This is a genomic window from Streptomyces sp. NPDC091292, from assembly GCF_044757265.1.
In the GTDB taxonomy this organism is placed as follows: domain Bacteria; phylum Actinomycetota; class Actinomycetes; order Streptomycetales; family Streptomycetaceae; genus Streptomyces.
On record NZ_JBIVUQ010000006.1, the window covers coordinates 335,139 to 360,105 of the forward strand.

General features: G+C 70.8%; 23 protein-coding genes. 12 read left to right on the forward strand and 11 right to left on the reverse strand.

From position 1 onward, the window contains the following. Positions 1-139 precede the first annotated feature (139 nt). Positions 140-1,885: a stealth family protein gene (locus tag ACIQNU_RS19860; RefSeq protein WP_401367827.1), complete on the forward strand. Its 1,746-nt coding sequence runs from the start codon at positions 140-142 to the stop codon at positions 1,883-1,885. 6 nt (positions 1,886-1,891) lie between these two features. Here the strand turns inward: ACIQNU_RS19860 and ACIQNU_RS19865 are convergent, their stop codons facing one another. Beyond that, positions 1,892-3,148: an MFS transporter gene (locus ACIQNU_RS19865; protein ID WP_401367830.1), complete on the reverse strand. Its 1,257-nt coding sequence runs from the start codon at positions 3,146-3,148 to the stop codon at positions 1,892-1,894. 97 nt (positions 3,149-3,245) lie between these two features. Here ACIQNU_RS19865 and ACIQNU_RS19870 point away from each other — a divergent pair, with 97 nt between their 5' ends. The 4 genes from ACIQNU_RS19870 (at position 3,246) to ACIQNU_RS19885 (ending at position 5,454) form a co-directional block, all read left to right on the forward strand. After that, positions 3,246-3,824, forward strand: coding sequence for a sugar O-acetyltransferase (locus ACIQNU_RS19870; protein ID WP_401367833.1), 579 nt, complete (start codon positions 3,246-3,248; stop codon positions 3,822-3,824). A 23-nt stretch (positions 3,825-3,847) separates the two neighbouring features. After that, on the forward strand, positions 3,848-4,399 hold the full coding sequence (locus tag ACIQNU_RS19875) for a TetR/AcrR family transcriptional regulator (protein ID WP_401367836.1): 552 nt from the start codon (positions 3,848-3,850) through the stop codon (positions 4,397-4,399). A 125-nt stretch (positions 4,400-4,524) separates the two neighbouring features. Continuing rightward, positions 4,525-5,079, forward strand: coding sequence for a hypothetical protein (locus ACIQNU_RS19880; protein WP_401367838.1), 555 nt, complete (start codon positions 4,525-4,527; stop codon positions 5,077-5,079). A 72-nt stretch (positions 5,080-5,151) separates the two neighbouring features. Next, a complete protein-coding gene (locus ACIQNU_RS19885) occupies positions 5,152-5,454 on the forward strand; it encodes a hypothetical protein (RefSeq protein WP_401367841.1) in 303 nt (100 codons plus the stop codon). A gap of 39 nt (positions 5,455-5,493) precedes the next feature. On the opposite strand, the gene ACIQNU_RS19890 is transcribed toward ACIQNU_RS19885, so the two are convergent. Both ACIQNU_RS19890 and ACIQNU_RS19895 read right to left on the reverse strand, forming a co-directional pair. Continuing rightward, positions 5,494-8,439: an FAD-binding and (Fe-S)-binding domain-containing protein gene (locus ACIQNU_RS19890; protein ID WP_401367844.1), complete on the reverse strand. Its 2,946-nt coding sequence runs from the start codon at positions 8,437-8,439 to the stop codon at positions 5,494-5,496. Positions 8,440-8,521: 82 nt separating this feature from the next. Beyond that, the gene (locus tag ACIQNU_RS19895; protein WP_401367846.1) at positions 8,522-9,697 is read right to left on the reverse strand and encodes a pyridoxal-phosphate-dependent aminotransferase family protein; all 1,176 of its coding nucleotides are present in this window, start codon (positions 9,695-9,697) and stop codon (positions 8,522-8,524) included. Between the two features lie 99 nt (positions 9,698-9,796). On the opposite strand from ACIQNU_RS19895, the gene ACIQNU_RS19900 reads away from it, so the two are divergent. Together ACIQNU_RS19900 and ACIQNU_RS19905 are read left to right on the forward strand one after the other, a co-directional pair. Beyond that, complete coding sequence (locus tag ACIQNU_RS19900; protein ID WP_401367849.1) at positions 9,797-10,549, forward strand: IclR family transcriptional regulator; 753 nt, start codon at positions 9,797-9,799, stop codon at positions 10,547-10,549. Positions 10,550-10,859: 310 nt separating this feature from the next. After that, complete coding sequence (locus tag ACIQNU_RS19905) at positions 10,860-12,350, forward strand: SLC13 family permease (RefSeq protein WP_401367852.1); 1,491 nt, start codon at positions 10,860-10,862, stop codon at positions 12,348-12,350. A gap of 58 nt (positions 12,351-12,408) precedes the next feature. Here ACIQNU_RS19905 and ACIQNU_RS19910 read toward each other — a convergent pair whose 3' ends face one another. Together ACIQNU_RS19910 and ACIQNU_RS19915 are read right to left on the reverse strand one after the other, a co-directional pair. Then, positions 12,409-13,281, reverse strand: a complete 873-nt coding sequence (locus ACIQNU_RS19910; protein ID WP_401368084.1) for a serine hydrolase — start codon at positions 13,279-13,281, stop codon at positions 12,409-12,411. Positions 13,282-13,367: 86 nt separating this feature from the next. Then, positions 13,368-14,357, reverse strand: coding sequence for a LysR family transcriptional regulator (locus ACIQNU_RS19915; protein ID WP_401367855.1), 990 nt, complete (start codon positions 14,355-14,357; stop codon positions 13,368-13,370). An 86-nt stretch (positions 14,358-14,443) separates the two neighbouring features. On the opposite strand from ACIQNU_RS19915, the gene ACIQNU_RS19920 reads away from it, so the two are divergent. Beyond that, the gene (locus tag ACIQNU_RS19920; protein ID WP_401367858.1) at positions 14,444-16,096 is read left to right on the forward strand and encodes a penicillin-binding transpeptidase domain-containing protein; all 1,653 of its coding nucleotides are present in this window, start codon (positions 14,444-14,446) and stop codon (positions 16,094-16,096) included. A 33-nt stretch (positions 16,097-16,129) separates the two neighbouring features. On the opposite strand, the gene ACIQNU_RS19925 is transcribed toward ACIQNU_RS19920, so the two are convergent. Next, positions 16,130-17,776 carry an APC family permease gene (locus ACIQNU_RS19925; RefSeq protein ID WP_401367861.1) on the reverse strand — a complete coding sequence of 549 codons (1,647 nt, stop codon included), beginning with the start codon at positions 17,774-17,776 and terminating at the stop codon, positions 16,130-16,132. Positions 17,777-17,868: 92 nt separating this feature from the next. Next, positions 17,869-18,852, reverse strand: a complete 984-nt coding sequence (locus tag ACIQNU_RS19930; RefSeq protein ID WP_401367863.1) for a LysR family transcriptional regulator — start codon at positions 18,850-18,852, stop codon at positions 17,869-17,871. 84 nt (positions 18,853-18,936) lie between these two features. On the opposite strand from ACIQNU_RS19930, the gene ACIQNU_RS19935 reads away from it, so the two are divergent. Both ACIQNU_RS19935 and ACIQNU_RS19940 read left to right on the forward strand, forming a co-directional pair. After that, positions 18,937-19,698, forward strand: coding sequence for a sulfite exporter TauE/SafE family protein (locus ACIQNU_RS19935; protein ID WP_401367864.1), 762 nt, complete (start codon positions 18,937-18,939; stop codon positions 19,696-19,698). A gap of 11 nt (positions 19,699-19,709) precedes the next feature. Further along, entirely contained in the window at positions 19,710-20,276 is a 567-nt protein-coding gene (locus tag ACIQNU_RS19940; RefSeq protein ID WP_401367867.1) for a hypothetical protein, read from the forward strand. A gap of 10 nt (positions 20,277-20,286) precedes the next feature. On the opposite strand, the gene ACIQNU_RS19945 is transcribed toward ACIQNU_RS19940, so the two are convergent. Beyond that, a complete protein-coding gene (locus ACIQNU_RS19945) occupies positions 20,287-20,499 on the reverse strand; it encodes a DUF4287 domain-containing protein (protein WP_401367869.1) in 213 nt (70 codons plus the stop codon). Positions 20,500-20,640: 141 nt separating this feature from the next. Between ACIQNU_RS19945 and ACIQNU_RS19950 the strand changes: the two genes are divergently transcribed. Beyond that, a complete protein-coding gene (locus ACIQNU_RS19950; protein WP_401367872.1) occupies positions 20,641-21,255 on the forward strand; it encodes a TetR/AcrR family transcriptional regulator in 615 nt (204 codons plus the stop codon). A 42-nt stretch (positions 21,256-21,297) separates the two neighbouring features. On the opposite strand, the gene ACIQNU_RS19955 is transcribed toward ACIQNU_RS19950, so the two are convergent. From ACIQNU_RS19955 to ACIQNU_RS19965, 3 genes are all read right to left on the reverse strand, one after another. Continuing rightward, positions 21,298-22,023, reverse strand: coding sequence for a uridine kinase (locus ACIQNU_RS19955; RefSeq protein ID WP_401367875.1), 726 nt, complete (start codon positions 22,021-22,023; stop codon positions 21,298-21,300). Between the two features lie 29 nt (positions 22,024-22,052). Beyond that, on the reverse strand, positions 22,053-23,399 hold the full coding sequence (locus ACIQNU_RS19960; protein WP_401367878.1) for a diacylglycerol/lipid kinase family protein: 1,347 nt from the start codon (positions 23,397-23,399) through the stop codon (positions 22,053-22,055). Positions 23,400-23,541: 142 nt separating this feature from the next. Beyond that, positions 23,542-23,991, reverse strand: a complete 450-nt coding sequence (locus ACIQNU_RS19965) for a hypothetical protein (RefSeq protein WP_401367880.1) — start codon at positions 23,989-23,991, stop codon at positions 23,542-23,544. Positions 23,992-24,131: 140 nt separating this feature from the next. On the opposite strand from ACIQNU_RS19965, the gene ACIQNU_RS19970 reads away from it, so the two are divergent. Beyond that, positions 24,132-24,965 (forward strand): helix-turn-helix domain-containing protein, encoded by an 834-nt coding sequence (locus ACIQNU_RS19970; RefSeq protein WP_401367883.1) that lies wholly within the window; start codon positions 24,132-24,134, stop codon positions 24,963-24,965. Positions 24,966-24,967: the final 2 nt, after the last annotated feature.

The window sequence follows — 24,967 nt, forward strand, 5'->3', positions numbered from 1 at the left end:
ACTGACCGGTCCCCGGCGGTCATTCCCCGGCCATCACCCCCTCTTTCGCCGCATCACCCCCTTCACCCCCTTTCCCGCCGCATCGCCGCCTTTTCCCGCGCGATGGGCTCTCTCTTCATGTGTTCAGGTAGGAGCAGGCATGCCGTCACGCGTCACGTCACTCGGGGAGCGTCTGCTGCCCGGCCGCATACGCGAGCAGCGCGCGGTGGAACGCGCCGCCGTCCGCGACGCCGCCGCGGATCTCAGACGCGACGAGCGGATCGCCGAGCGGCGGCGTGAACTGCTGGCGTCCGACTACACCGTGCGGACCGTGACGGTCGACGGACACACCTTCTACGGCCGCCAGGTGCGCGCCTTCACGGCGGCCGGCGCCTCGGCCCACAACCTGAACCTGGTGACCGACGCGCTGGACCGCGCCGGAATCGACTACTTCCTGGTCCCGGGCCGCACCCTCACCCGGCACTGCGTCGGTGTCCGCCGCACCGACCGCAAGGACCTGCTGGCCACGCTGCGTTCGATGTACGGGGCCTCTCCCCTGTACGCGCTCAAGCCGGGCGGCGACCGGATGCCGGCGGACGCCACCCTCTACGCCGACGGTTCCCTGCCGACCGCCCTCAAGCGCGGGTCCGTCATCCGCTTCGGCGAGATCCTGCTCGGCCCGGACGGCCAGATGCTCTCGGACCTCGGCTACGGCTGCGACGTCGAGTTCTGGCGCCCCGGTCAGGCGCTCCTCGACGACGAGGAGAGCGGTCCCGAGCAGATCAAGGCGCTCCGCCACCAGGCGCCGCCCGACGTGCTCGCCGAGGCCCTGGTCGGACCCCGCCCCAACCCGGTCACCGACGTACTGCCCACCAAGACGCTCACCGCCTCGGTCCGCACGGTCCAGGGCCGCGCCCATCCGACGTACGAAGATCTCTTCCGGCCCCGGGTCGAGACCACCGACATGCCCCTCGATGTCGTGTACACCTGGGTCGACGGCGACGATCCCGAACTCGCCGCGCGCCGCGAGTCGTTCCGCAACTCCGGCGGGGCGCCGCGCATCCACGGCCGCGAATCGGGTGCCTCGCGCTACGCCAGCCACGACGAGCTGAAGTACTCACTGCGGTCCCTGGAGACGTTCGCCCCGTTCGTCCGCAACATCTACGTGGTCACCGACGGCCAGACACCTCCCTGGCTGAACACCGACGCCCCCGGCATCCAGATCGTGGACCACAAGGACATCTTCAGCGACGCCAGCGCGCTGCCCGTCTTCAACTCGCATGCCATCGGCACCCAGTTGCACCACATCGAGGGCCTGTCGGAGCGGTACCTCTACTTCAACGACGACGTGTTCCTCGGCCGCCCGGCGACCCCCGACCACTTCTTCCACGCCAACGGCATAGCGAAGCTGCCCTTCTCGCCGTCCCAGCTGGGCCTGGGCGCCCCGCACCCCGACGAGCCCGCACCCAACTCCGCCGGCAAGAACGTGCGGGAGCTGCTGCTCGGGACGCACGGGCGGTTCACCACCAACAAGTTCATGCACACCCCGCACCCCCAGCTCCGTTCGGTGATGCGGGAGTTGGAGGAGCGCTTCGCAGAGGACATCGCACGCACCAGCCGGTCCCGCTTCCGCTCGGTGCACGACATCGCGATGGGCGCGTCCCTGCACCACCACTACGCGTATCTGACCGGCCGCGCCGTCCCCGGCAAGTACAAGCTGCGGTACATCGACATCGCCCGGCACGACGCCGAGGAGCGGCTCGTGGACCTCGCCACCACCCGCCGGTTCGACTTCTTCTGCCTCAACGACGTCAACACGCCCGAGGAGGAGAAGGAGAGCGTCACGGCCCGGCTGCACGCCTTCCTGGAGTCGTACTTCCCGTTCCCCAGCCGGTACGAGCGCTGACGCGGGTCACGAAGGGTTCCCCTGCTCCAGGTCGGGGACCGGCGTGTGACCGTCGGACGTGGGCCGCGCGCCGGTGTGCTCCCCGTGCCTCGGGGCGAGCGCGCCGGCCAGCGTGGCCGCGATCACCAGGAAGGCCAGGACGACCGTCATCGTGAGGCGGAGCCCGATGTGGCCCGCGAGGAATCCGAGGGCGGGCGGGCCGACCAGGAACGCGACATACCCGGCGGTGGCGACGGCCGCCACGCGCGTCGCCGCGTCGTGCGGGTGGTCGCCCGCGGCGGACAACGTCACCGGGAAACCGAGCGAGGCGCCGAGGCCCCACAGCACCGTGGCCGCCCCGGCGACCAGCGGACTGGGCGAGACGATGACGAGGATCAGCCCGGCCACGGCGATCAGGGCGCTCACCCGGACCACGTGAACGCGGCCGAACCGTTCCAGGAGCGGTCCACCGGTGAAGCGGCCCACGGTCATCGCCGACGCGAACACCAGGAAGGTCAGGGAACCGGCGGTGGCGCTGACGTGGTGGCCGTCGACCATCAGCAGCGGCAGCCAGTCGTTGGCGGCCCCTTCCGAGAAGGCCATCGCCAGCACGATCAGCGCGATGCAGACGAGCCGCCGGTCCCGCCACACATCCGACCGCCGGCGCGGTCCGCCCTTCTCGCGCGCGCTGTCCGGGTCGGCCGGCGCGTCCTTACCGGTACCGCCCGGGATCGCGAGGACGGCCCACAGGGCAGCCGCCGCGATCAGCACCGCGACGGCGGACAGATGCCATCCGACCGGAATCCGGGCCGCGGTCAGCCCCATACCAAGGAGCGCGCCCAGCACCGTACCCAGGCTGAAACACCCGTGGAGTACGGGGAGTACGGGCCGTTCGAGAACCCGCTCGACGGCGGCGCCCTCGATGTTGAACGCCACCTCGGCAAGGCCGAGCCCCGCGCCGAACAGCGCGAGCCCGCCGAACACCCCGGCGGCCAGCGACAGACTCGTGGCCCCTGCGACGACGAACAGGCCGGCGACGATCAGGGCGGATCCGCCACTGATGGCCACCCTGCCCCCGTACCGGCGGACGACCCGGGCCGACAGCATGACTCCGGCCATCGACCCCGTGGACAGCCCGAACAGCACCAGACCCATCGCGGCCGTGGACACCTCAAGCCCGTCCCGGACGGCGGGCGTCCGCGCCACCCAGGAGGCCATGCCGGTACCGGCCGCGAGCATGAAGAGGAACAGGGCGGCACGCCAGCGGCGGGTGGCAGCATCCATGACAGCGGGGCCTCAGCAGACGAATCGGGAGTACGGATCGGGGGCACGCCGCACCGGAGAATGTACGACCGTACGCCCTGAGTGTACGATCGTACGCGTGAAGGACTACTTCGCGGGAGACCCCCGTACCCAGCACGAGCGGATGCTCGCCGGAGACCTGTACATCTCGGACGACCCCGACATCGCCAAGGCGCAGCAGCGGGCGGTGCGGCTGGCGGCCGAGTACCAGACGCGCTATGCGGAGGACGCCGAGGCCGCGCAGCCCGTCGTCCGGGAGCTGATCGGGAAGCTGGGCGCCGGCGCCCACATCAGGCCGCCGCTGTTCGTCGACTACGGCACCTACCTCACGATCGGCGACGACACCTTCGTCAACTACAACCTCACCGCACTCGACGTGGCACCCATCACCATCGGCCGTGACTGCCAGATCGGTCCGAACGTGCAGTTGCTGACGCCGACCCACCCGGTGGAGCCGGAGCCTCGGCGCGACAAACTGGAGGCGGCGAAGCCGATCACGATCGGCGACAATGTGTGGCTCGGCGGCGGGGCGATCGTGCTGGCCGGGGTGGTCATCGGGGACAACAGCGTCATCGGCGCCGGGGCAGTCGTCACCAAGGACATCCCCGCCAATGTGGTCGCCGTGGGCAATCCGGCCCGCGTCGTCCGCTCGATCTGACGCATCCAGGAGGCAGGCACACCGTGGCGACCGGACGCACCGATCCCGAACGGCGGGACCGCATCATCACCGCCACGCTCGACCTCATCGCGGAGGAAGGCGTCGCGGGCACCTCGCACCGCAAGGTCGCCGCTCGCGCCGGTGTGCCCCTGGGTTCGATGACGTATCACTTCGACGGGATGGACGAGTTGCTGCGGGAGGCGTTCACGCGGTTCTCCAGCGGCATCGTCGCCGTGTTCGAGGAACGGCTCGGCGCCGCCGGCACACCGGACGAGGCACGGGAGGCGGTGGCCGACCTCGTCCACCATCTCTCCAGCGGCAATCAGCGCGAACTCGTTCTGACCCATGAGCTGTACACCCTCGCGGCCCGCAAGCCCGCGTTCCGTGCCCTGACACGGGAGTGGATGGGCCGCAGCCGCCGGGCCCTCGAATGGCACTTCGACCCGGCGACGGCCCGCCAGCTCGATGCCCTCATCGAGGGCCTGTCGATCCACCGGGCCCTGGAGACGGAACCCCACGACCGCGCCCTGACGCTGGAAGCGGTGACCCGCATCACCAGCGCCCGCACCCCCTGACGCCCCCACCCCTCAACGCCTGGCCGGCGCCCGACCTGACCAGGGCGCCGGCCAGGTTCCCCCTCTCTCCCTCGACAGCGCACGCCGCCTTCCCCTCGCGCGCCGGTCCGGGCAGGATCGGGGCCATGGATCAGGGGGTTGCCGCGGTGTGGGCCGCGGGGGTGGCCGGATTCGCCAGTGCGGCGGGGGCAGTTGTCGGAGCGGGGCTCGCGGGCCGCTCGGCGCAGAGCCAGGTCACCGCGCAGGAATCGGTCGACAGCGCACGCCGCGTGGAGGACCACCGCCGCCAGGTCTACGCGACCTTTCACGAGCGGATGAAGGCGGCGATACTGGCCATCGACGAGTGGGAGCGAGCCATCCGGCAGCGGACGGCGCCCCCGTCCACGGACGCGGAATCCGCCGTCCGCACGACCTGCCACGACGCCCTGATGTGCACCTTCGAAATACGGTCGTGCGGGCCGGCCGACGCGGCCGATTTCGCGAACTGGGCCTGCATGGCGCTCCAGGAGTCCCGCCTCGCGCTGGCCGGACTCCGGTCGGCCCCCGACGCGGCGGCGGACCCCGAATCGCCCGCCAGCCGCGACTGGGAACAGAAGAGGCTCAGGGTCACCGCCTGGTACACGATGTTCTCGGACGCGACCCGCCGCGCGGTGAACGAGACCGGTACCCAGGGCCGCTGACGAGGCCCTGACCAGGGGCCCGGCACGCGGGACCCGAAGTGCCGCCGAACCGGGCTGTCGTACCCTCGCGGTATGGGGAGATGGAGACGATCACTGGCGGATGGGTTCTGGGCCGTGGATCGGGCGCTCGGAGGTCGGCTGCCTCCGACCCGGCTGCAGAAGTGGGTGGCCCGGCATCCGGTCGGGGCCGGGCTCTGCGCGGGCGCACCCTTCACTCTCTTCTTCCTGGCGCTGCCGTCCGAGGGCGAGCCCTCCGACGCGTTCTTCGCCGTACTGTTCGGCATCGTGATGGGGCTCGTCTTCGGCCTGACGGCTCTGGCCGAGCGGTTCCGTCAGCGTCGGCTTGCCCGTCCGGGCCCCGGACACCGCTCCTGACACGGCGCCCACCTCTCCCCGTTGATCGGAGCCCTCGGGTCAGACGATCAGTGCCTCCCTGATGAGCTGGACCGGATGCCAGGCGTCGCGTCGGGTGCCGTGGAAGATCTGCTGACGGCAGGACACGCCCGTGGCGACGATGACCGTGTTCTCGGGCTCCGCCTCGACGGCGGGGAACAGCCGGTCGTCGCCGACGGTCATGGAGACGTCGTAGTGCTCCGCTTCGAAGCCGAAGGAGCCGGCCATGCCGCAGCAGCCCGCGTCCAGTTCGACCACCTCCACGCCCGGGATACGGTTCAGGAGTGCGATCGTGGCGGCGGTGCCGACCTCGGCCTTCTGATGGCAGTGACCGTGGTAGAGGAGCCGTCGCCCGGCGGGCCAGGCGGCGTCGCTCAGCCGGATACGGCCGGCGTCGATGGCCTCCACCAACAGCTCCTCGACCTGGCGTACCCGCCCGGAGATGTCCTTGACCGCCGTGTCGTCCGGCAGCATGGCCCGGTGTTCGTCGCGCAGGGTCATCAGGCAGGAGGGTTCGCAGCCGACGATCGGTGAGTCCGCCGGGGTGGTCTCGGCGAGGAGGTGGGCGAGCTTGAACGCCTTCTCGTTGGCGTCGTCCACGAGCCCCTTGGAGAGACTGGACCGTCCGCAGCAGCCACGGCTCTCCAACCGCACGTCCCAGCCCGCCTGTTCGAGGAGTTCGACGGCGGCGCGCCCGATACTCGGTTCCGTATAGGTGGTGAAGGAGTCGGCGAGGTAGGTGACGGTCCCCTGCGGGGCCACCAGGCGGGGGCTCTTCGGCCGGCCGCCGAACCAGCGCACCAGATTGCGCCGTTCGAAGCGGGGCAGGGGCCGCGCCGCCGCGATGCCCAGCCGGCGTTGCATCAGCTTGCGCAGGGGTCCGATCCGGCCGGGCAGGTTGGACAGGGGCGCGGTGGCCGAGCCGAGCCGGTTGAGGAAGCGGATCGAGCCGAAGATCCGGGACCGCAGGGGTATCCCGTGCTCGTCGTGGTGGTGGGAGAGCGCCTCCGCCTTGAGGGTCGCCATGTCGACGCCGAGCGGGCACTCGCTCTTGCACGCCTTGCACATCAGACACAGATCGAGGACCTCGTGCAGCCGCTCGTCGCCGAGCGCCTTCCTCGGGTCGGGCTCCGACAACGCCTTGACCAGGGCGTTCGCCCGGCCCCTGGTGGAGTCCTGCTCATTGCGGGTCGCCATGTAGGAGGGACACATGGCGCCGCTGCCGCTCTTGCGGCACAGCCCGATGCTCATGCACCGGTCGGCGGCGCCCCGCATGCCTCCCACCACGTCGAAGTCCAGCCGGGTGCGCAGCTCGGCCGCCGGGGGCAGCGCCGGGTCCCGGAGGTTCTCGGTCATGGCGGGCGCGTCCACGATCTTGCCCGGGTTGAGCCGGTCCTGCGGATCGAAGAGGCCCTTGACGGAGCGCATCGCCTCGTAGAGGTCGTCTCCGAAGATCTCCCGGTTGAACTCGCTGCGCGCCAGACCGTCGCCGTGTTCGCTGGAGTTGACCCCGCCGTACTCGGTGACGAGGTCCTTGATGCGTTCGGCGACCGTCCGCATGGTGGTGATCTGGTGCGGGTCGGCGAGGTCCACGAAGGGCCGGATGTGCAGACAGCCCACGGAACAGTGGCCGTAGAACCCGGCGCTGAGGCCGTGCTCGTCCAGGATGCCCTTGAAGCGGCGGGTGTACTCGGCGAGATGGACGGGGTCGACCGCCGTGTCCTCGACGAACGCGAGTGGCCTTCGGGTGCCCTCGCCCGCCGCCATCAGCAGCCCCAGGCTGGACTTGCGGACCTTCATCAAGGCCGCCTGCTGCTCGGGGGTGACGGCCCGCAGGGTGTGGTAGCCGTGCCCGTGGCGCTTCCACAGAGTGGTCAACTGGCGTAGCTGGTCGAGGAGTTCGGTCTCGTCGTCGCCGGTGAAGCTGACGAAGAGGAGCGCTTCGGGGTCGCCCTGGAGGAGGGCGCCGAGCGAGGCGTACTCGATCTTCTGACGGGACAGGTCGAGGATCGTCTTGTCCATCAGCTCCACGGCGGACGGATGGCAGGTGAGGGCGGACTCGGTCGCCTCGATGGCGCCGACGACCGAGGTGAAGTGGCCCACGGCGATGACGGTCCTGGCCGGCTTGGGCACCAGGTCGACCAGCGCCTGGGTGGCGATGGCGAGGGTTCCTTCAGAGCCGACGACGAATTTCGCCAGGTCGAAAAGGGTGTCCTCACGGGCCAGCCGGTCCAGACGGTAGCCGCAGGCGCGGCGCCAGAAGTCCGGGAACCCCTCGGCGATGGCGTCGGCGTTGGCCCGTACGAGCGGCGGCAGATCCCGGTAGAGGCGGCCTTCCAGCGTGGGCAGGTCGGCGCGCCGTTTGCGTTCGGTCTCGTCCACGGGCTCCAGGCGGACCGTACTCGCGTCGGACAGGACGACGTCCAGGGCGCGGACATGGTCGATGGTCATGCCGTACCGCAGGGAGCCGCTGCCCGCGGAGTTGTTGCCGATCATCCCGCCGATGGTCGCGCGGTTGCTGGTGGAGGTGTCGGGGCCGAACATCAGGCCGTGCGGTGCGGCGGCGCGGTTGAGCTGATCCTGTACGACTCCGGGCTCGACCAGGGCGGTACGCCCCTCGAAGTCGAGGTCGACGATGCGGTTCATATGGCGCGAGAAGTCGAGGACCAGGCCGGGGCCGACGGTCTGTCCGGCGAGGCTGGTCCCGGCGCCGCGCGGCAGGACCGGGATGCCGTGGTCGGCCGCCGCCGCCACGGTGGCCTGCACATCGCCGGTGTGGCGGGGGAAGACGACTCCGCGCGGAGTGATGGAGTACATGCTCGCGTCACGCGAGAAGAGATGCCGGGTGTAGTCGTCGAAGGCGACCTCACCATCGAGATCACGGCTCAACCGCTGCTGGAGTTCACGGTCGTCGGAGGACGCGGCGGCCGGCGGAGCTGTTCGGGTCTCACCGTGGGGCGGTGTCATGGATGCGACTCCAGGGGTGCCGGGGGTACGAGTTCCAGGGGTGCCGGGGGGTGCGGGTGGCGAGTGTGCGGGTTGCCGGGGGTCATGGGGTGCGCAGGACGTCGAGTGCCGCGCCGAGGCCCGCCGGGTCGACCGGCACCCCGGCGATCTCCAGGCCCATCTGGACCCCGGCGAGGGTGCCGGCGAGGGTCAGATCGTTGAAGTGGCCGAGATGGCCGATGCGGAAGATCCGGCCGGAGAGTTTCCCCAGGCCCGCGCCGAGTGACATGTCGAACCGCTCCAGGATCACCTTCCGGACCTGGTCGGCGTCGGGTCCGTCGGGGCTGTCGGGCATCAGTACGGCGGTGAGCGAGCCGGAGTGTTCGCGCTCGTCGGCGCAGAGCACCTCAAGTCCCCAGCCCCGTACGGCGGCCCGGGTCGCCGCCGCGTGCCGCGCGTGCCGCGCGAACACCTGGGGCAGCCCCTCGGCGGCGAGCATGCCCAGCGCCTCGTGGAGCCCGTAGAGGAGGTTGGTGTTCGGGGTGTACGGGAAGGAGCCGCGCCGGTTGGCCTCGATGATCGGCGCCCAGTCCCAGAACGACTTCGTCAGCCGGGAGGTCTTGGAGGCGGCGAGCGCCTTGTCGCTGACGGCGTTGAAGCTGAGCCCCGGCGGCAGCATCAGCCCCTTCTGCGAGCCGGCGACGGTGACATCGACGCCCCATTCGTCGTGCCGGTAGTCGATGGAGCCGAGCGACGAGATGGTGTCGACGAACAGCAGCGCCGGGTGGTCCGCGTCGTCGAGCGCCTGACGGATCTCGGCGATCCGGCTGGTGACACCGGTCGAGGTCTCGTTGTGGACGACGCAGACCGCCTTGATCGACTGGGTGATGTCGGCGTCGAGGCGGCGGGCGAGTTCGGCGGGGTCGGCCCCATGGCGCCAGTCCCCCGGCACGAAGTCCACCTCCAGGCCGAGCGCGCTCGCCATCTCCTGCCAGAGCGTCGCGAAGTGCCCTGTCTCGAAGCACAGGACGCGGTCGCCGGGGCTGAGCGTGTTGACGAGGGCGGCCTCCCAGGCTCCGGTGCCGGTCGCGGGGTAGATCACGACCGGTCCCTGGGTGCCGAACACCGGCTTGATCTCGGCGAGCAACCGGACGGTGAGGGCCGCGAATTCGGGGCCGCGATGGTCGATGGTGGGGGCCGCCATGGCGCGCAGCACCTGGTCGGGGACGTTGGTGGGGCCGGGGATCTGGAGGAAATGGCGGCCGGTGCGAAGCGTCATGGGACGGACTCCTCCAAAGTGCTTGTGCCGTGTCGCGGCACGCTATACCGTGTGATGGCATGGGGGAGCATAGGTTTCCCCGAGCGAGGGAGTCAATGGATGCAGAACGTCCTCAATGCGCTGCGCACCCTGGAAGAGGTCGCGGCGCGACAGCCGATCGGTGTCGCGGACCTGGCGCGCGCCATGGAGTTGCCCAAGAGTTCGGTGCAGCGCGCGCTGGTCACGCTGCACACGGCGGGCTGGATCCGGCAGGCCGCGGGGACTCCCACGCGCTGGATGGTGACCGCGAAGGCGCTGCATGTCGGCCGGAGCGCGACCGGTGAGCTGAGCCTGCGGGACATCGCGGTGCCGGTGATGGAGGAGTTGCGCCGGCAGACCGACGAGACGGTGCATCTGGCGGTGCCGGAGGGCGGCAAGATCGTGCTGATCGAGCGTCTGGAGACCAGTCAGCCGGTTCGGATCATCCTGCCGCTGGGGCAGAATCTGCCGGCCCACGCGTCGGCGAACGGCAAGGCGGTGCTGGCGGCGAGCCCGGACGAGACGGTGGAGAACTACATCACCGAAGGGCTCTCGCGGTTCACCGACACCTCGATCACCGACCCCGATGAGCTGCGGAAGGAGCTGGCGGAGATCCGCGCGCGGGGCTATGCCACCAACTCCGGCGAGTGGCGCGACGACGTGTCGGCGGTGGCCGCCGCGGTCATCGGCGAGGCGGGCACTCCGGTGGCGAGCATCAGCGTCAACGTGCCGACGAGCCGGCTGACCGACGCGTCACGCGCGGCCTTCGGGGCGGCCGTGCGGGAGGCGGCGGAGCGGGTCGGGAAGCTGCTGGGGAGGGCGCCGGGAGACTGACTCTCCGTCACGCCGGCGGTGACCCGACGGTGACCGTGCGGCGACCCTGGCCGTGACCCTGGCCGTGACCCAGGTCCCGACCCGGCGCGAAAAAACTTCTGCCGCGCCCCCTTGACGCACCCACTTTTACGAGGCTTCCATACTCCCCATCGCGGAACCACCCTTCCGCATAACGGAATTCGACGCGCCGGGACGGGACATCCCGACGCCATGCCGGGCCACGGCACAACCCTTTTCCCACAGTCCTCCTCGGGGAGGACCGCGCCCGCACGCCCGCACCATGACCGTCGACCGAAGGCGAGGAAGCCTCGTGTCAGATCACGTCATTTCCATCATCGCGTTGGCGTTGGTGTTCACCGTCGCCACCTTTACCTCGGTGCATATGGGAGCGCTGGCAATCGTCGCCGCTTTCCTGGTCGGCACCCTGTTCGTCCATGAGAGTACGGACGAGATCTTCGGAGGTTTTCCCGGCGACTTGTTCGTCGTACTCGTCGGCGTCACCTTCCTGTTCGCCATCGCCAAGAACAACGGCACGGTCGACTGGCTGGTCCATGCCTCAACTCGGGCCGTACGGGGCCGCATTGCCCTGATCCCCTGGGTGATGTTCCTGGTCACGGCCGTCCTCACGGCGGTGGGCGCGGTCGTGCCCGCCGCCGTGGCGATCATCGCCCCGATCGGTATGGGATTCGCCGTCCGCTATCGGATCAATCCGGTACTGCTCGGCCTCTTCATCATCAACGGAGCGAGTGCCGGCGGATTTTCCCCGGTCAGTATCTTCGGCAGTATCACGAATGGTGTGGTGTCCCGGAATGACCTGCCGGGCAACCCGATGCTGCTGTTCGCCAGTTCCTTCGTCTTCAACGCGCTGCTCTGTGTCGTGGTGTTCTTCATGTTCGGCGGAAAGAAGCTCATCGGGCGCCGGGCCGACGACTTGGAAGAAGCTATCGCCGGGAATTCGGGGGGCGAAAGCACGGGACAGAGCACGAGCGAAAGCACGGGAGGAGGTGCGGGGGAAGGTACGGGAGGAGGTACGGGTGGCCTCCCGGAGCCCAGGTCCAAGGGTGGCGGCGACGGCTCAGGCGCCGGAGTCCCGGTGGGCGTGAGTGCGGTGGCCCTCCGGACCGCGACCACCACGGCGACCACGGTGTCCGACACCACGGACCCCACGGCCCCCACGGACCCCGACGACCCGTCGGCCCTGCGCCTCAACCGCGTCCGCGTCCTCACCCTGCTCGGACTCCTCAGCCTGGTCGTCGGGGCGCTGTTCTTCGACCTGAACGTGGGACTGCTCGCGCTGACCGTGACGGTCGTCCTGTCGCTGCTCTCGCCCGAGTCCGCGAAGGGAGCCGTGGACCGCTGCGCCTGGTCGACGGTCCTGCTCGTCTGCGGCATCGTCACCTTCGTCAGCATGATGGAGCGCATCGGCACCATCGACTGGCTCGGCAAGAGCGTCGCCGACATCGGCGCCCCGCTCCTCGGCGCGCTGCTGATCTGCGCCATCGGCGCGGTGGTCTCCGCTTTCGCGTCGACCACGGGCATCCTCGGCGCGCTCATCCCGCTCGCCGTGCCGTTCCTGCTCGGCGGCGAGGTCGGCGCGGTCGGCATGGTGACCGCCCTGGCCATCTCCTCGTCGGTGGTCGACTCGTCACCCATCTCGACCAGCGGCGCCCTGGTCACCGCCAACGCACCGGAGGACCAACGCGACGCGGTCTTCAAGCGGTTGATGACCTGGGGGCTCACCATGGCGGTGGTGGCGCCCCTGGTGACGTGGGTGATCTTCGTGGTGCCCGGCTGGCTCTGAGCAGGTCCGAGTGAGTACGCGGCAGGGGCGCCCATCGGTCGGGCGCCCCTCTCACCCGTCAGTGGGCCCGCAGGGCGCGTACCGCCAGACGCGCCGCCGTGCCGATCGCCGCGTCGGCCGCGGGCTGCCGGGCCGCCGTGCGGGCCGCGCGCGTGAACACGGCCACCGCGTACCGGCCGCCGTCGGGGTACTCGACAACCCCGACCTCGTGGCGCAGCGTCGGCAGCGTGCCGGTCTTGCCGTAGACCCGGACGTCGTCGTACGGGAATCCGGCGGCGAGCCGGTGCGGCCAGACCTGAAGTCCGAGCACGGCCCGCAACTCGCGCGCCCGGTCCGGTGAACACGCCTCGTCGCGCCAGAGCGCGGTGAGCAGCCGGGTCATGTCCCGGGGGGTGCTGCGGTTGGCGCGGGCCGGGTCGAGGACGCGCAGCCGGGCGAGCAGCGCCGGGTCGGATCTGAGCCGCGCCTCGTCGCCGCCGCTGTCCTCGTCGATGGTGGCGAAGAGGTCCCGCATGGTCTGCACCGCGACGGTCCTGCGCAGCCCGACGGCGCGCATCGCGTCATTGACGGCGGCGAGTCCGACCCGGTCGAAGAGGAGATCGGCGGCCGTGTTGTCGCTCACCGTCAACGCCATCGCGACGAGGTCCCGTACCGACATCCGTACCGGACCACTCAGCATCGCGAGGCCCGTGGGGCCGGGGGTGCGATCACCGGGAAGCGACTCGACCTGCTCCTCGGGGTCGAGGCGTCCCTCGTCGGCGAGCCGCTGCACGGTGACCGCCAGACACAACTTGTGCACGCTCGCCGTACTCACCGGCGTCTCGGCCCCGTCCGCGACCTCGGCCCCGCTGTCGATGTCCACCGCGTGCATCCACCCGGTGACCCCCGCGTCCCCGAACACCGCCCGGATACGCGCCCGAACCCCACCCATACCCTGGTGGCCCTGATGGCCCTGGTGACCTTTGTGCACCGACTCCACTGATTCCGCCGGATCCATGCCGGCCGCCTCCGCCGCGCTCATACCGTGTATCCGTACGCCGGGTGTGGCCGCGCGGTGTGTCGGGCCGTGGCCGTCTCCATCACCGGGACCATTCCTCCTTGTTCGGTGAGCACACTCTCCACCACCTCGGCGAAGAGGCGCACCACCGGATCGTCCTGCCGTCCGCGCTGCCAAGCCGCGGACACCTGCTCCAGCAGGGGTTCGCCCTCCAGGGGGTGCCAGATCGTGCCGGGCGGGAGTTTGCGGTCCCGTGACGCGAAGGTCACGGCCGTCCCGGACATGACCATGCCGTCCACGAACTCGGGGTCCTGCCCCGCGATCACCGAGCCGGGTTCGAAGCCGTGCCGACGGCAGACCGCCAGGGTCTCGGCGTGCAGAGCGGGCGCCGACTGCTGAGGGAAGAGCACCAGGTCGAGTCCGCTGAGCGAGGCGAGCCATACCGGAGGCCCCACATCCGGGTGCGCGTGGTCGCCGTCATCGGACTCCCGTGCGCGGGGCAGCAGCACACCGTACGGCCGGCACAGGACCTCGCCGAGACCGAGCCCGGCCACGTCCACGGGGTGCCGCACCACCCCCACGTCCAGGGTCTCCGCCCGCAGTTCGGCGAGTTGCAGACCGGCTCCCAACTCCCGCAGCGCGAGCCGTACGCCGGGTGACCGCTCCCGGAAGCCGCCGACGAGGGCCGCGACGACCGCGCTGCCCAACTCCGGCGGAACGGCCGCGCGCAGCACACCCGCCGCGCCGCTGCGGACCCGTGCGGCCACGCCGAGCAGGGCGTCGGCCTGAGCGATCAGGGGCCGCGCCTCGGCGAGCAGCAGTCGGCCGCCCTCGGTCAGTTCGACGCCCCGGCTCGTACGGTCGAAAAGGCGCACGCCGAGTTCCCGTTCCAGCCGCTGGATGCGTTGCGACAGCGAGGGCTGGGCCAGACCGAGCCGGGCCGCCGCCCGCCCGAAGTGTCTTTCTTCTGTAACGGTGACGAAGTACCGGACATGCTTCACCAGGTCCACAACCAGCAATGATAGCCATTCGGCTATGGGTCACGGCCACATAGGACTCTTGGCCTTGCCGCGCTCCGGCCTGTTGAGGTGGCCCCATGTCCGACTACATCGCACACACCGGCCCGGCATACCCCGCACACCCGGACCCCGATGCCGGTCACGACCCGATACCCCCGGTGCGCCGCCGCCGGCGTCTGCTGCCCGCCGTGATCGCGCTGGCCGTCCTGGGCGGCGGCGGGTACGCCGCGTGGAGCCTGCTCGGTGGCTCCGGCGAGAAGCCCGACGAACGGGCCGTCGCAGCCGACGCCTTCCTCAACGCCTGGGCGGCGGGCGACACCGAGCAGGCCGCGCGGCACACCGACGCACCGGCAGCGGCGAAGGCGCGGCTCACCGCGCTCGCCAAGGATCTGCCCGCCGGCAAGGTGTCCTTCGCCCGTGGAGAGCCCACCGAGCAGGGCGCCTACGCCTTCCGCGCGACGTTCCGCCTCCAGGGCGGCAGCTCCTGGAGCTACGGCTCGTCGGCACCGGTGATCGAGAAGGACGGGCGGTGGGTGGTGCGCTGGAGCCCGGCCGTGATGCACCCCCGTCTCACCGACGGCAGCAAACTCGCCCTGCGCCCCGACACCGACGGCCGCGGGGAGATACAGGCCGCCGACGGCACCCCGCTGGACGGCCTCGCGCCGGCCCTGGTGGGCAGCCCCGGCAAGAGCGGCCTCCAGTACCGCTACGACAAGCAGCTCGCCGGAGCGTCCGCGGACTCGGTCGCCATCGTCGGCACCAGCAGCGGACGTACCCTCGCCACGCTCCACACCGCAGAGGGCAAGTCGGGCGAACCGGTCCGTACGACGCTGGATCCCGGGGTTCAGAGGGCCGCCGAGAAGGCGCTGCGCGGGATGGACAAGAACGCCGCGATCGTGGCCGTACGGCCGAGCACCGGGGAGATAGTCGCCGCCGCCGACAATCCGCCGACCGGTGAGAACCGTTCCCTGCGCGGCCGTTACGCGGCGGGCTCCGACTTCAAGGTGGTCACCGCCGCGGCCCTGATCGGGAAGGGGATACACGAGAGCACACCGGTGCCCTGTCCCCGCTACGAGCGGGTGAACGGCCAGAGCTTCGAGAACCAGGACCTGTTCTCGCTGCCCGCCGGTTCGACCTTCCGGGACGGTTTCGCCCGGTCCTGCAACACCGGCATCATCGGGCTGCGGGACCGGCTGGACAGCGAGAGCCTGTCGGAGGCGGCCGGCTGGTTCGGGATCGGCCGGGAGTGGAGCGTGGGCGCGACGACGTTCGACGGGTCCGTGCCGGCCACCACGAGTGAGAACGACAAGGCCGCCGCGATGATCGGGCAGGGCCGGGTCGAGGCGAGCCCGCTGGTGATGGCGTCGGTCGCCGCGACCGTGAAGGACGGGACCTTCCGGCAACCGGTCCTGGTGCCGGACGGGGTGAAGAACCGGGCGAAGGCCACGACCCCGCTCGCCCCGGCCATGGCGGCCGAACTGCGGTCCCTGATGCGGGCGGTGGTCACCGAGGGCTCCGGCAAGGCCCTGCGCGGGATGTCCGGCGAGCCGGGCGCCAAGACGGGCACCGCCGAGTACGGCACCGAGTCCCCGCCGCGCACTCACGCCTGGTTCATCGGTTTCCGGGGCGATCTGGCCTTCTCGGTCCTCATCGAGGACGGCGGCTCGGGCGGCGCGGACGCGGGCCCGGTGGCCGCCGCGTTCCTCAAGGGTGCGGTCGACGGCGGCTGACAAGGGGCCGCTTGCTGCTGACTCCCGGCCGGGTCAGTGGAGGGTGGACTTCTCCGGAGCGACCACCTGGTCGACCATGCGCTGGATCTGCGCGGTGGGCAGGGCGACCGCGAGGGCCCAGTAGTAGATGCCGAGGCTGAAGACCGCGACGACCAGCATGTCCCACCACAGCGGGAACCAGGGGTGCGCGAGCGGTCCGAAGTCACTGGCGTAGACGATGAGGCCCATGCCGAGCAGATAGACGGGGAGCCACTGGGCGGCGCGCAGGTCGAGTTGGGGCTGGATCGGGTTCATCTTGAACACACGGTTCGCGATGAGGACGACGTAACCGATGAGGATCGCGACGCCCAGTTTCCAGTCGGTGGTCCAGCCCGACCACAGGATCAGGAGGTTGGCGACGACGAACGCCAGTGGGGACATCCACCGGCCGCCGGGCAGCCGGTACGGCCGTTCGGTGTCCGGCAGCCGGCGGCGGAACACCCCGAACGACAGCGGCGCACCCGCGTACATCAGCACGCTGGCGCTGGTGATCAGCCCGACGAGGGAGCGCCAGCTCGGGAAGGGCAGGAAGCAGACGCAGCCGATGACGAAGGCGACGACGAGACCGGCCCAGGGCACCCCGCGCCGGTTGGTCGCCTCGAAGGCCGACGGCACATAGCCGTTGCGGCTGAGGCCGTAGGAGACCCGCGAGGCACCGGTGATGTAGATCAGGCCGGTGCCTGCGGGTGAGACGACCGCGTCGAGGTAGAGGATCGTGGCCAGCCAACCGAGGCTGACGAGTGTGGCGACCTGGGCGAACGGGCCGGTGAGGGTGTTGAAGGCGGCGCTCGCCCAGGTGCCCTGGATCTGGGAGGGCGGCAGCGCGGCGAGGAACACGACCTGGAGCAGGATGTAGATGATCGCGCCGATGACGATGGAACCGATGACGGCGCGGGGGATGTCGCGTTTCGGGTTGGCGCTCTCGCCTGCCAGTTGATCGGCCTGTTCGAAGCCGAGGAGCGCGAAGATGATGCCGCTGGTGGAGACGGCGGAGAGGATGCCTTTGGCGCCGTAGGGGTCGAATCCGTTGGCGGCGGTGAAGTTGCTCGTGTGGAACTGGGCGATGGCGAACACGAAGATGGTCAGCAGCGGGATGCCGACTTTCCACCAGGTCGCCGCGCTGTTGGTGCGGGCCAGCAGACGGATGCTGAGGAAGTTGACGGCCGTGATCACCGCCATCAGCCCGACGGCGACGACGATTCCGGACGCGGTGAGGACGTGCTGCCCGCCCTGTGTCTTGAGCCAGCCGTTCGCCCAGGAGTAGTGCTGGCCGTACGTGATCATCGCCAGCACCTCGATCGGTGCGACGGTGGCCGCCTGGAGCCAGGAGAACCAGCCGAACGACGCGCCGGCCGCGCCGCCGAACGCGTAGTGCGGGAAGCGGGCGGTGCCGCCCGAGACGGGATACATCCCGCCCAGCTCCGCGTGGACCAGGGCCAGGATGAGGATCGCCACGCCGCCGATGCCCCAGGAGATGATCGCGGCGGGACCGGCGACACCGAGGGCGCCCTGCGCTCCGAAGAGCCAGCCCGAGCCGATGATCGACCCCTCCGAGGCCCAGATCAGCCCGATGAACCCGACCTCGCGCCGCAGGCCCGGACCTCCGGTGCGCCTGACGGGCGGCGCTTCGGAACTGCCCATGGCCCTCACCCCTCCACCGAAACCGGAGGTGACACACATCACGATGCGTCAATTTGACATTCTATACGCCTCCTGATAAAGGAGCGAGCTATTCAGTCGCGGTGGGCGCCGGACGGTGCCGGGGGTTCGGAGCGGGACGCCCTGCGCAGGTGGTCGGCGAGCGCGGATACGGCGGGGGCCTTGGCGTCGGTGTCGGTGCCGGTGTCCGCATGGGTGGCTGTGTCCGCGTGCGTGGCCGGTGGGGTGCGGGTCTTCGCGCCCCAGGCCAGCAGATGTCCGCGGCGCGACCAGGGGTCCTGGAGGTCACAGACGTCCAGCGGCTGCCCGGGGTCGATGGCGCGGCGCGGCACGACGGCGAGTCCGACGCCTGCCGCCGCGAGGGCGACGACGGCGGTGAGGTGGGCGACGCTGGTCCGGTACCGCACCACCGGGGCGTGCGGACCGAGGTTCTTCTCGATCCACCGCCGCAGCGAGGAGTCGGCGTCGAGCCCGACGAGAGGGTGCTCGGCGACCTCGCTGTACGCCAGCGCGGTACGCCCCGCGAGGATCCCGCCCGCCTGCCCGATCACCACGAGGGAGTCGTCGCCGAGCGGTTCCGTGTCGAGGCCGCAGTCCCGGGCCTCGTCGTCGATGACGATCCCGAGGTCCGCCTCACCGTCGGCGAGCACCCGTACGGTCCGTGGGGTGCGGCTCTCGGTGACCGTGACATCGACGTCGGGGTGCGCGCCGAGAAACGTGACCAGGGCTTGCGGCACCAGCCGGTGCAGCGCGGATCCGCCGCCCAGCAGGGTCAGCGGAGCGGCCGGGGAGCGGGCGTAACCGGCCACCGCGCCTTCGAGCCGAGCCGTCTGCGCGAGGACGTCGCGCGCGTGGCGGGCCAGGGTCGTCCCCGCCGGGGTGGGCCGCACACCCCGGCGGCCACGAATGAGCAGGGTCACACCCGCGTGGTGTTCCAGGGAGCGCACCCGGGCGCTGGCGGACGGCAGGCTCAGATGCATCCGGCGGGCGCCCGCCGTGATCGAGCCCTCCGCCACGATCTCGACGAAGAGCCGCAGGTCGTCCAGGTCATAGCGCACGGCACCCAGCCTATGGCACAGCCTTAGGCTGGGTACGCCGATGACGCATTGTGGGCCCGCAGGTCACGGGGTGATGCTCGGCAGGTGTCCGAGATCCTGCTCGTCCTCCTCGCCGGTGTCGCGGCCGGCGCGCTGAACGCCGTGGGCGGTGGCGGCACGTTCGTGGCGCTGCCCGCCCTGGTCGCGGTCGGCCTGTCCCCGGTGACCGCGAACGCGTCGTCGACGGTCGCCCTCGCGCCCGGAGCCCTGGCGAGCGCGTGGGTCTACCGGCGCCAACTCACCCCGGTGGGAACGGTGTCCACGACGTCGCTCACCACGGTCAGCGTGATCGGCGCCGGGCTCGGTGCCGGGCTGGTCCTCGCGTTGCCCGCCGTGTCGTTCGCCGCCGCCGTGCCCTGGCTGCTCGCCTTCGCGACGCTGGTTCTCGCCTTCGGGCGCCGGGTCTCGCGGGCGGTGGGCGCGGCGACGGGCCGCTCCGTCGGGATGACTTCCCGGGCGGTCCTGATCTGTCAGTTCCTGCTCGCGGTGTACGGCGGATACTTCGGCGGTGCCGTAGGCATCATGATGCTGGCCCTGTGGAGCATCGGACTCGGCATCGACACCGCGGTGAGCAATCCGATGCGGATCACGCAATTCGCGGCCATCTGTCTCAGCGCGTCCGCGCTGTTCCTCATCGCGTCGGACGCCCTGGACTCCCCGCTCTTCCTGGCCGCGCTGCTGGCCGGAGCGGTGGCCGGCGGCCTCGCGGGCGCCCATCTCGCGCTGCGTCTCCCGGCGCGGCTGCTGCGGGGCACGGTCCTCACCACGGCCGCGACCATGACCGTCCTCTATTTCCTGCGGAGTTGAGGCGCACAGCCATGCCCGAACACGACGCCGAGGCGCCCACACCCGCACCCGATCCTGACACCGGCCCGGCCGGACCGTACACGGACGCGACCCGCGCCAGGGTGGCGGCGGCCTACGAGGCCTGCGAACTGGCCGACCTCGCCCGCGCCACCGTCCCGATCGGCGCACACGAACTGACCACCGACGGCGCTGTCCGCTCCCCGGGTTCCCTGCTCGCCGACGCGGCCCACGTCCTCGCCGCAGCACACCGGTTCTTCGAGGCCGCAGCGGTGTACGAGCGGCTGGGTGGCGCCGGCTGGCAGGGCGTCGGCGATGTCCTGGGCGTATCGGCGGATGCCGCGCGGGAGCGCTTCGCGGCGGCCGAGGCCCGCTTCCACACCGAGCTGCACTCCGCCAGGGCCACGCCCGACGTGACCACGGCCTCGCCCGACGTGACCTGGTGGCGGGCCCACCTGGTCAGGGAACCGCTGGAAGCGGCGCTCGACCTGGACGACTGGGTACGGCGCCACGCGGACGGCGACGTCGATCTCGGCGCCGCGCCGGTGTCGGGCGGCCTCGTCCGCGGGGACCGCGGGTGACGGGCAGGGCTCACCTGCCGCTGTCCTCGGCGAGGGTGTGTCCCACCAGGGCGTTCGCATGGCCGTGCCCCAGACCGTGTTCGGTCTTGAGCCAGTTCACGAGTTCCATGTGTTTGGTGAGCGGCGAGGCGCGGATGAGGTCCTTCCACTCGGCTATGGGGCGGCCGTACTTCTTCTCGATGGAGGGGAAGTAGCTGGCGGGGCCCTTCACGGGTGAGGTCATGGCTGTGTCCCATCTGATCGGCCTGAACGGTTGGCCTGAACATTTTGAGTACTGGACGGTTTGGTACTACATCGGAACTGGACGGTACAGTACCCACCCAAGAACTGGACTGTCCAGTACTGCTCCATCGGAGGAGGCGGCGTGGAAGAACAGAGCCGGTCGGCCCGTAAGCACCAGGCGATCATGGAGGCCGCGACGGAGGCGTTCATGGAGAAGGGCTACTCCGGCACCAGCATGGAGGACATCGCCAAACAGGCCGCGGTGTCCAAGCAGACCGTCTACAAGCACTTCGCCGACAAGGAGAAACTGTTCTCCGAGATGGTCCTCGCCACCACCGACCGGATCGACGGCATGATCGACCTGGTGGCCGACATCCCCGCGGACTCCGCCACCCTGGAGGACGACCTCACCGAACTGGCCCGCCGGTTCCTGACCGCCCTCACCCAGCCCCAGGTGCTCAAACTGCGGCGCCTGATCATCGCCAACGCGGACACCTTCCCCGCCCTGGGCACCGCCTGGTACGAGCGGGGTTTCGAGCGCGTACTCGCCACCCTCGCGGCCACCTTCGAGCGGCTGACCGACCACGGACTGCTCCGGATCGACGACCCCGTCCTGGCCGCACACCACTTCTCCGGCCTACTGCTCTGGATTCCCGTGAACAAGGCCATGTTCACGGGCGGTTGCGCGTACTCCCCCACCGAACTCGACCACTGGGCCACGGCAGGCGTCCGCACTTTCCTGGCGGCCTACCGCTGACCCGCCACCGCCGCCCCGCTGCCCTGACCCGCTACGGAAGGCTCAGGGCCCCGTGATGCGGGGACTGGCGAACTCGGAGTTGTCGATGACGGCGTCCATAGACTTCAGGGGGTCCACCTCGTCGAGATAGATCCGCTCGGCGACCAGGTACCGGTCGCGGTGGATGGATTCCGCGTCGGATCCCGCCCAGTCCTGGTCGCGTTCGGCGCCGCGCCGCACGGAGAGTTCCGCGTCGACGTCCAGCCAGACGCGGAAGTCCCAGTAGTGGTCGATCTCCGGGCGGAACGCGAAGACGCCGTCCACGATGAGGACGGCGTCCGGCGCGACGGGTGTCGTGCGCGACGAGTGGTCCACCTGGGTGAGCGGGTCGATGGAGCAGAGCGAGCAGGACGCCTCGCCCCGGGAACGGCACGGGTCGAGGAGCAGACGCTTGGCGGCGTCGTAGTCATAGGCGTTGCGGTAGTAGCCCTCGCCCGACTCGCGGTCGTAGAGGTGGCGGTCCTTCCAGGGGTTCTTGAAGTCGTCCAGGGTCGCCCGGAGCACAGGCCGTCCCGCTTCGCTGATCGACCGGGCGACCTCGTGTCCGAAGCTGGTCTTGCCCGCTGCGGTGAAGCCGTCGATCCCGACGAGGAGACGGCCTTCGCCCAACGTCGTGATGCGCTGGGCGATATGCGCCACCAGCGCGGCCCGTTCGGGAGAAGCCGGCTCGGGGCACGGCTGCTGCCATGTCGAATCCGAGTACGTCACATCCGCGCGTCGCAGTTCCATCGGATCAACGTATCTTCGTGTTCCGCAGATCAGGACGTGGTGCGGCCGAGGGCGATGGTGAGGATCGCGCGCCAGTCCACGGGCTGTGTGGCCTTCATCGTGCCGGGGCGGTGTCGGGGCACCAGGACGCGCAGGGCGCGCGGGCGGATGGTGCAGGTGACGGGTGTCGGGAGGCGGAGCGCTTCGCCGTCGACGGCGACCGGGACGGTCTCCGCTTCGGAGTCGAGGGTGATCCGAGGGGTCGTCAGGACGTGCAGGGCGTCGGCGCGGCTGCCCCGCAGGGCGACGTCCGCCGCCTGGGCCGCGGTGGTCACCCGGACGGCGACGACGCCGAGGGTCCCGCCGTCGAGCCGGGGTCTGCGGCCACCGGCAGTCATCGGTTCGGGGCGGGCGTAGGGGTTGTTGCTGACCAATACCGCCTGCGGTGTCTCCAGGCGGGTGTCGTCCGTACGCGCGTCGAGGGCGGAGCCGGAGTATCCGAGCAGGAGGTCAGGCAGGGCGGCGAGTGCCGTGTCGGCCTTGGCGTCGCGGTACTCGGGGCGTTGCACGATCTGTGCGTAGACCCCGAACGAGACCGTGTTGACGAAGGCGCGCCCGTCGACCATGCCCAGATCGACGCGGAGTTCCTCGCCGTCGGTCAGCGCGTCCAGACAGCGGGCCGGGTCGTCGCGGTCCAGGCCGAGGTCCAGGGCGAAGTGGTTACGGGTGCCCGCCGAGATCACGAGGAAGGGCAGTCCGTGGTCGGCCGCCACCTGCGCGACCCGGGCCTGGGTGCCGTCGCCGCCCGCGACCCCGAGCAGGTCCGCTCCCCCGGCCACGGCCTGCCGCGCGATCTCCGCGACGTCCGTCTCGACGGTCGTGTCCAGGAGCACCACCCGCGCCCCGAACTCCTCCGCCTTCTCCACCAGCCCGAAGCGCCCGACCTTTCCGCCCCCCGACTTCGGATTCATGATCAGTACGGGGTTTCGGGGACGGACGCCCTCGGTGGCGCGTATGGCGTGGGACCGGCCGTGGGGCCGTACCCGGCCGAGCGCCGCACGCATGCACGCCACCGCGGCGGCCAGCAGGAGGACCGAGGTCAGCGCGGCCGGCCACAGATTCGCCCAGGCGTAGAGGACGACGACACCTGCGGGAGCGGCCAGGGCCAGCAGGGCGGCGGCGACGCGTACGACGCCACGGCGCGAGAGCACCCACCAGATCCCGGCCGCCGTGACCGCGAGGCCCGCCACCCCGACGGGCAGGATCAGCAGACCGCCGATCCCGCTCACCGCCAGCAGCGCCACCACGGCGGCCAGCACGAAGAGCAGGGCGAGGCGGGCCAGGAAGCGTGCCTGCGCTCCCGCGCGGGAGACCGTCGAACCCACCACACGCACCACACGCGCTCCTTCCGCCCACGACCGGCCGCCCCATCATGCTCCGTGGGGCGACGTCCGGACCGCCGACCTGCAAGCCTGGCAGGCCCTACGGACGGGACCTCACCGGTCTGGCCTCACCGGGTCCGGCCTCATCGGTCCGACCTCACTGGTCGAGAGGGTGGGGCGGTGCCGCCTGGAGGCGCCGGAGGCCGATGAACTCGACGTCGGCGAAGGCCGCGACCACCACCGCTCCGACGACCATGAAGGTGGTGCCGAGGCCGGTGAGCGGAATGGCGTCCGTGAAGGTGAGGACGAGCATCGCCACGCAGGACAGGGTGTTGCCCACGACGACGGTCGCGCCGAGGCGCGGCGGGATCCGGGGGTGGCCGGCGATGAGGGCGAGCGCGGCGGCGCCGCCCAGCATGGCGATCCCGAACGGGACGGACCATGTCGTCGGCAGTCCGAGGGGGTCGCTGAGCCAGGCGCCGCCGGCGAGCAGGATCACACCGAAGACGGCGGTGCTCCAACTGTCGACGCGAAGGGTGGTGCGGAGCAGGTCGGACGCGGCGGTGCCGGCCGCCGGGCGCGGGGCGGTGGTGGCGGTGACGGACATACGGGTCTCCTTCGTCCACGGGGGTCCGGCCGGGGATTTCCGTGCCCGGCCCTGGGGAGACCGTGACATCTCGCAGGTCACGGTCTCAATGACCTCCGAGGTCATGGTCCGTGTGATCCGGGGGCGGTTATCCTCCGGGCATGGATGCGCAACAGCCGTCGCGGGTGGGTGCCCTGCTCCGGGACTGGCGCCGGCGCCGCAGGTTCAGCCAACTCGACCTCGCCCTCCTGGCGGACACCTCCGCGCGCCACCTGTCCTGTGTGGAGACCGGCCGCGCCCATCCGAGCCGGACGATGTTGCTCCGGTTGTCCGTCGCCCTGGACATCCCGCTGCGTGAGCGCAACACCTTGCTGCTGGCGGCGGATTACGCGCCCGCGTACCGGGAGAGCGGCCTCGACGACACCTACATGGCGTCGGTCCGTACCGCGCTCGGCGCGATGCTGACGGCGCACGAGCCGTATCCCGCCGTCGTGATCGACCGCTGCTGGAACATCCTGACCGGCAACCGTGCCATGTCCCTCCTCATGGACGGCATACCACCGAGCCTTCTGGAGCCGCGCCCGAACGTGTACCGGCTGACCCTGCACCCCGACGGGCTGGCCTCGCGGCTGTCCAATCTCGAAGAGGTCCGTGCCCTCGCCCTCGAACGGCTGCTCCGCCAGGTCAACGCCACCGGGGACCCGGAGCTGCGCGCGCTGTACGAGGAAGTGCTCCGCTATCCGGTACCGGAGAGCGAGGGGAAGCCGGAGGCCGACGTACCGGCGGTGGCGCCGAGCCCGATCGAGGTGCCGCTGCGTATCACCACGCCGATCGGCGAGCTGTCGATGTTCAGCACCATGGCCACGTTCGGCGCCCCGGCCGATGTGACGCTGTCGGAGCTGGCGATCGAGCTGTTCTATCCGCTGGACGAGTTCACGACGAACACATTGCAGGCGCTCGCGGCGGCACCCGGCCCGGGGAGCCCCGCCCTCTGAGG

Excerpts from the sequence above, each read along its gene's own strand:
- ACIQNU_RS19860 (WP_401367827.1), top strand. The coding sequence starts at position 140 with ATGCCGTCACGCGTCACGTCACTCGGGGAGCGTCTGCTGCCCGGCCGC.
- ACIQNU_RS19865 (WP_401367830.1), bottom strand. The coding sequence starts at position 3,148 with ATGGATGCTGCCACCCGCCGCTGGCGTGCCGCCCTGTTCCTCTTCATG.
- ACIQNU_RS19880 (WP_401367838.1), top strand. The coding sequence starts at position 4,525 with ATGGATCAGGGGGTTGCCGCGGTGTGGGCCGCGGGGGTGGCCGGATTC.
- ACIQNU_RS19885 (WP_401367841.1), top strand. The coding sequence starts at position 5,152 with ATGGGGAGATGGAGACGATCACTGGCGGATGGGTTCTGGGCCGTGGAT.
- ACIQNU_RS19890 (WP_401367844.1), bottom strand. The coding sequence starts at position 8,439 with ATGACACCGCCCCACGGTGAGACCCGAACAGCTCCGCCGGCCGCCGCG.
- ACIQNU_RS19895 (WP_401367846.1), bottom strand. The coding sequence starts at position 9,697 with ATGACGCTTCGCACCGGCCGCCATTTCCTCCAGATCCCCGGCCCCACC.
- ACIQNU_RS19900 (WP_401367849.1), top strand. The coding sequence starts at position 9,797 with ATGCAGAACGTCCTCAATGCGCTGCGCACCCTGGAAGAGGTCGCGGCG.
- ACIQNU_RS19910 (WP_401368084.1), bottom strand. The coding sequence starts at position 13,281 with ATGGGTGGGGTTCGGGCGCGTATCCGGGCGGTGTTCGGGGACGCGGGG.
- ACIQNU_RS19920 (WP_401367858.1), top strand. The coding sequence starts at position 14,444 with ATGTCCGACTACATCGCACACACCGGCCCGGCATACCCCGCACACCCG.
- ACIQNU_RS19925 (WP_401367861.1), bottom strand. The coding sequence starts at position 17,776 with ATGGGCAGTTCCGAAGCGCCGCCCGTCAGGCGCACCGGAGGTCCGGGC.
- ACIQNU_RS19940 (WP_401367867.1), top strand. The coding sequence starts at position 19,710 with ATGCCCGAACACGACGCCGAGGCGCCCACACCCGCACCCGATCCTGAC.
- ACIQNU_RS19945 (WP_401367869.1), bottom strand. The coding sequence starts at position 20,499 with ATGACCTCACCCGTGAAGGGCCCCGCCAGCTACTTCCCCTCCATCGAG.
- ACIQNU_RS19955 (WP_401367875.1), bottom strand. The coding sequence starts at position 22,023 with ATGGAACTGCGACGCGCGGATGTGACGTACTCGGATTCGACATGGCAG.
- ACIQNU_RS19965 (WP_401367880.1), bottom strand. The coding sequence starts at position 23,991 with ATGTCCGTCACCGCCACCACCGCCCCGCGCCCGGCGGCCGGCACCGCC.
- ACIQNU_RS19970 (WP_401367883.1), top strand. The coding sequence starts at position 24,132 with ATGGATGCGCAACAGCCGTCGCGGGTGGGTGCCCTGCTCCGGGACTGG.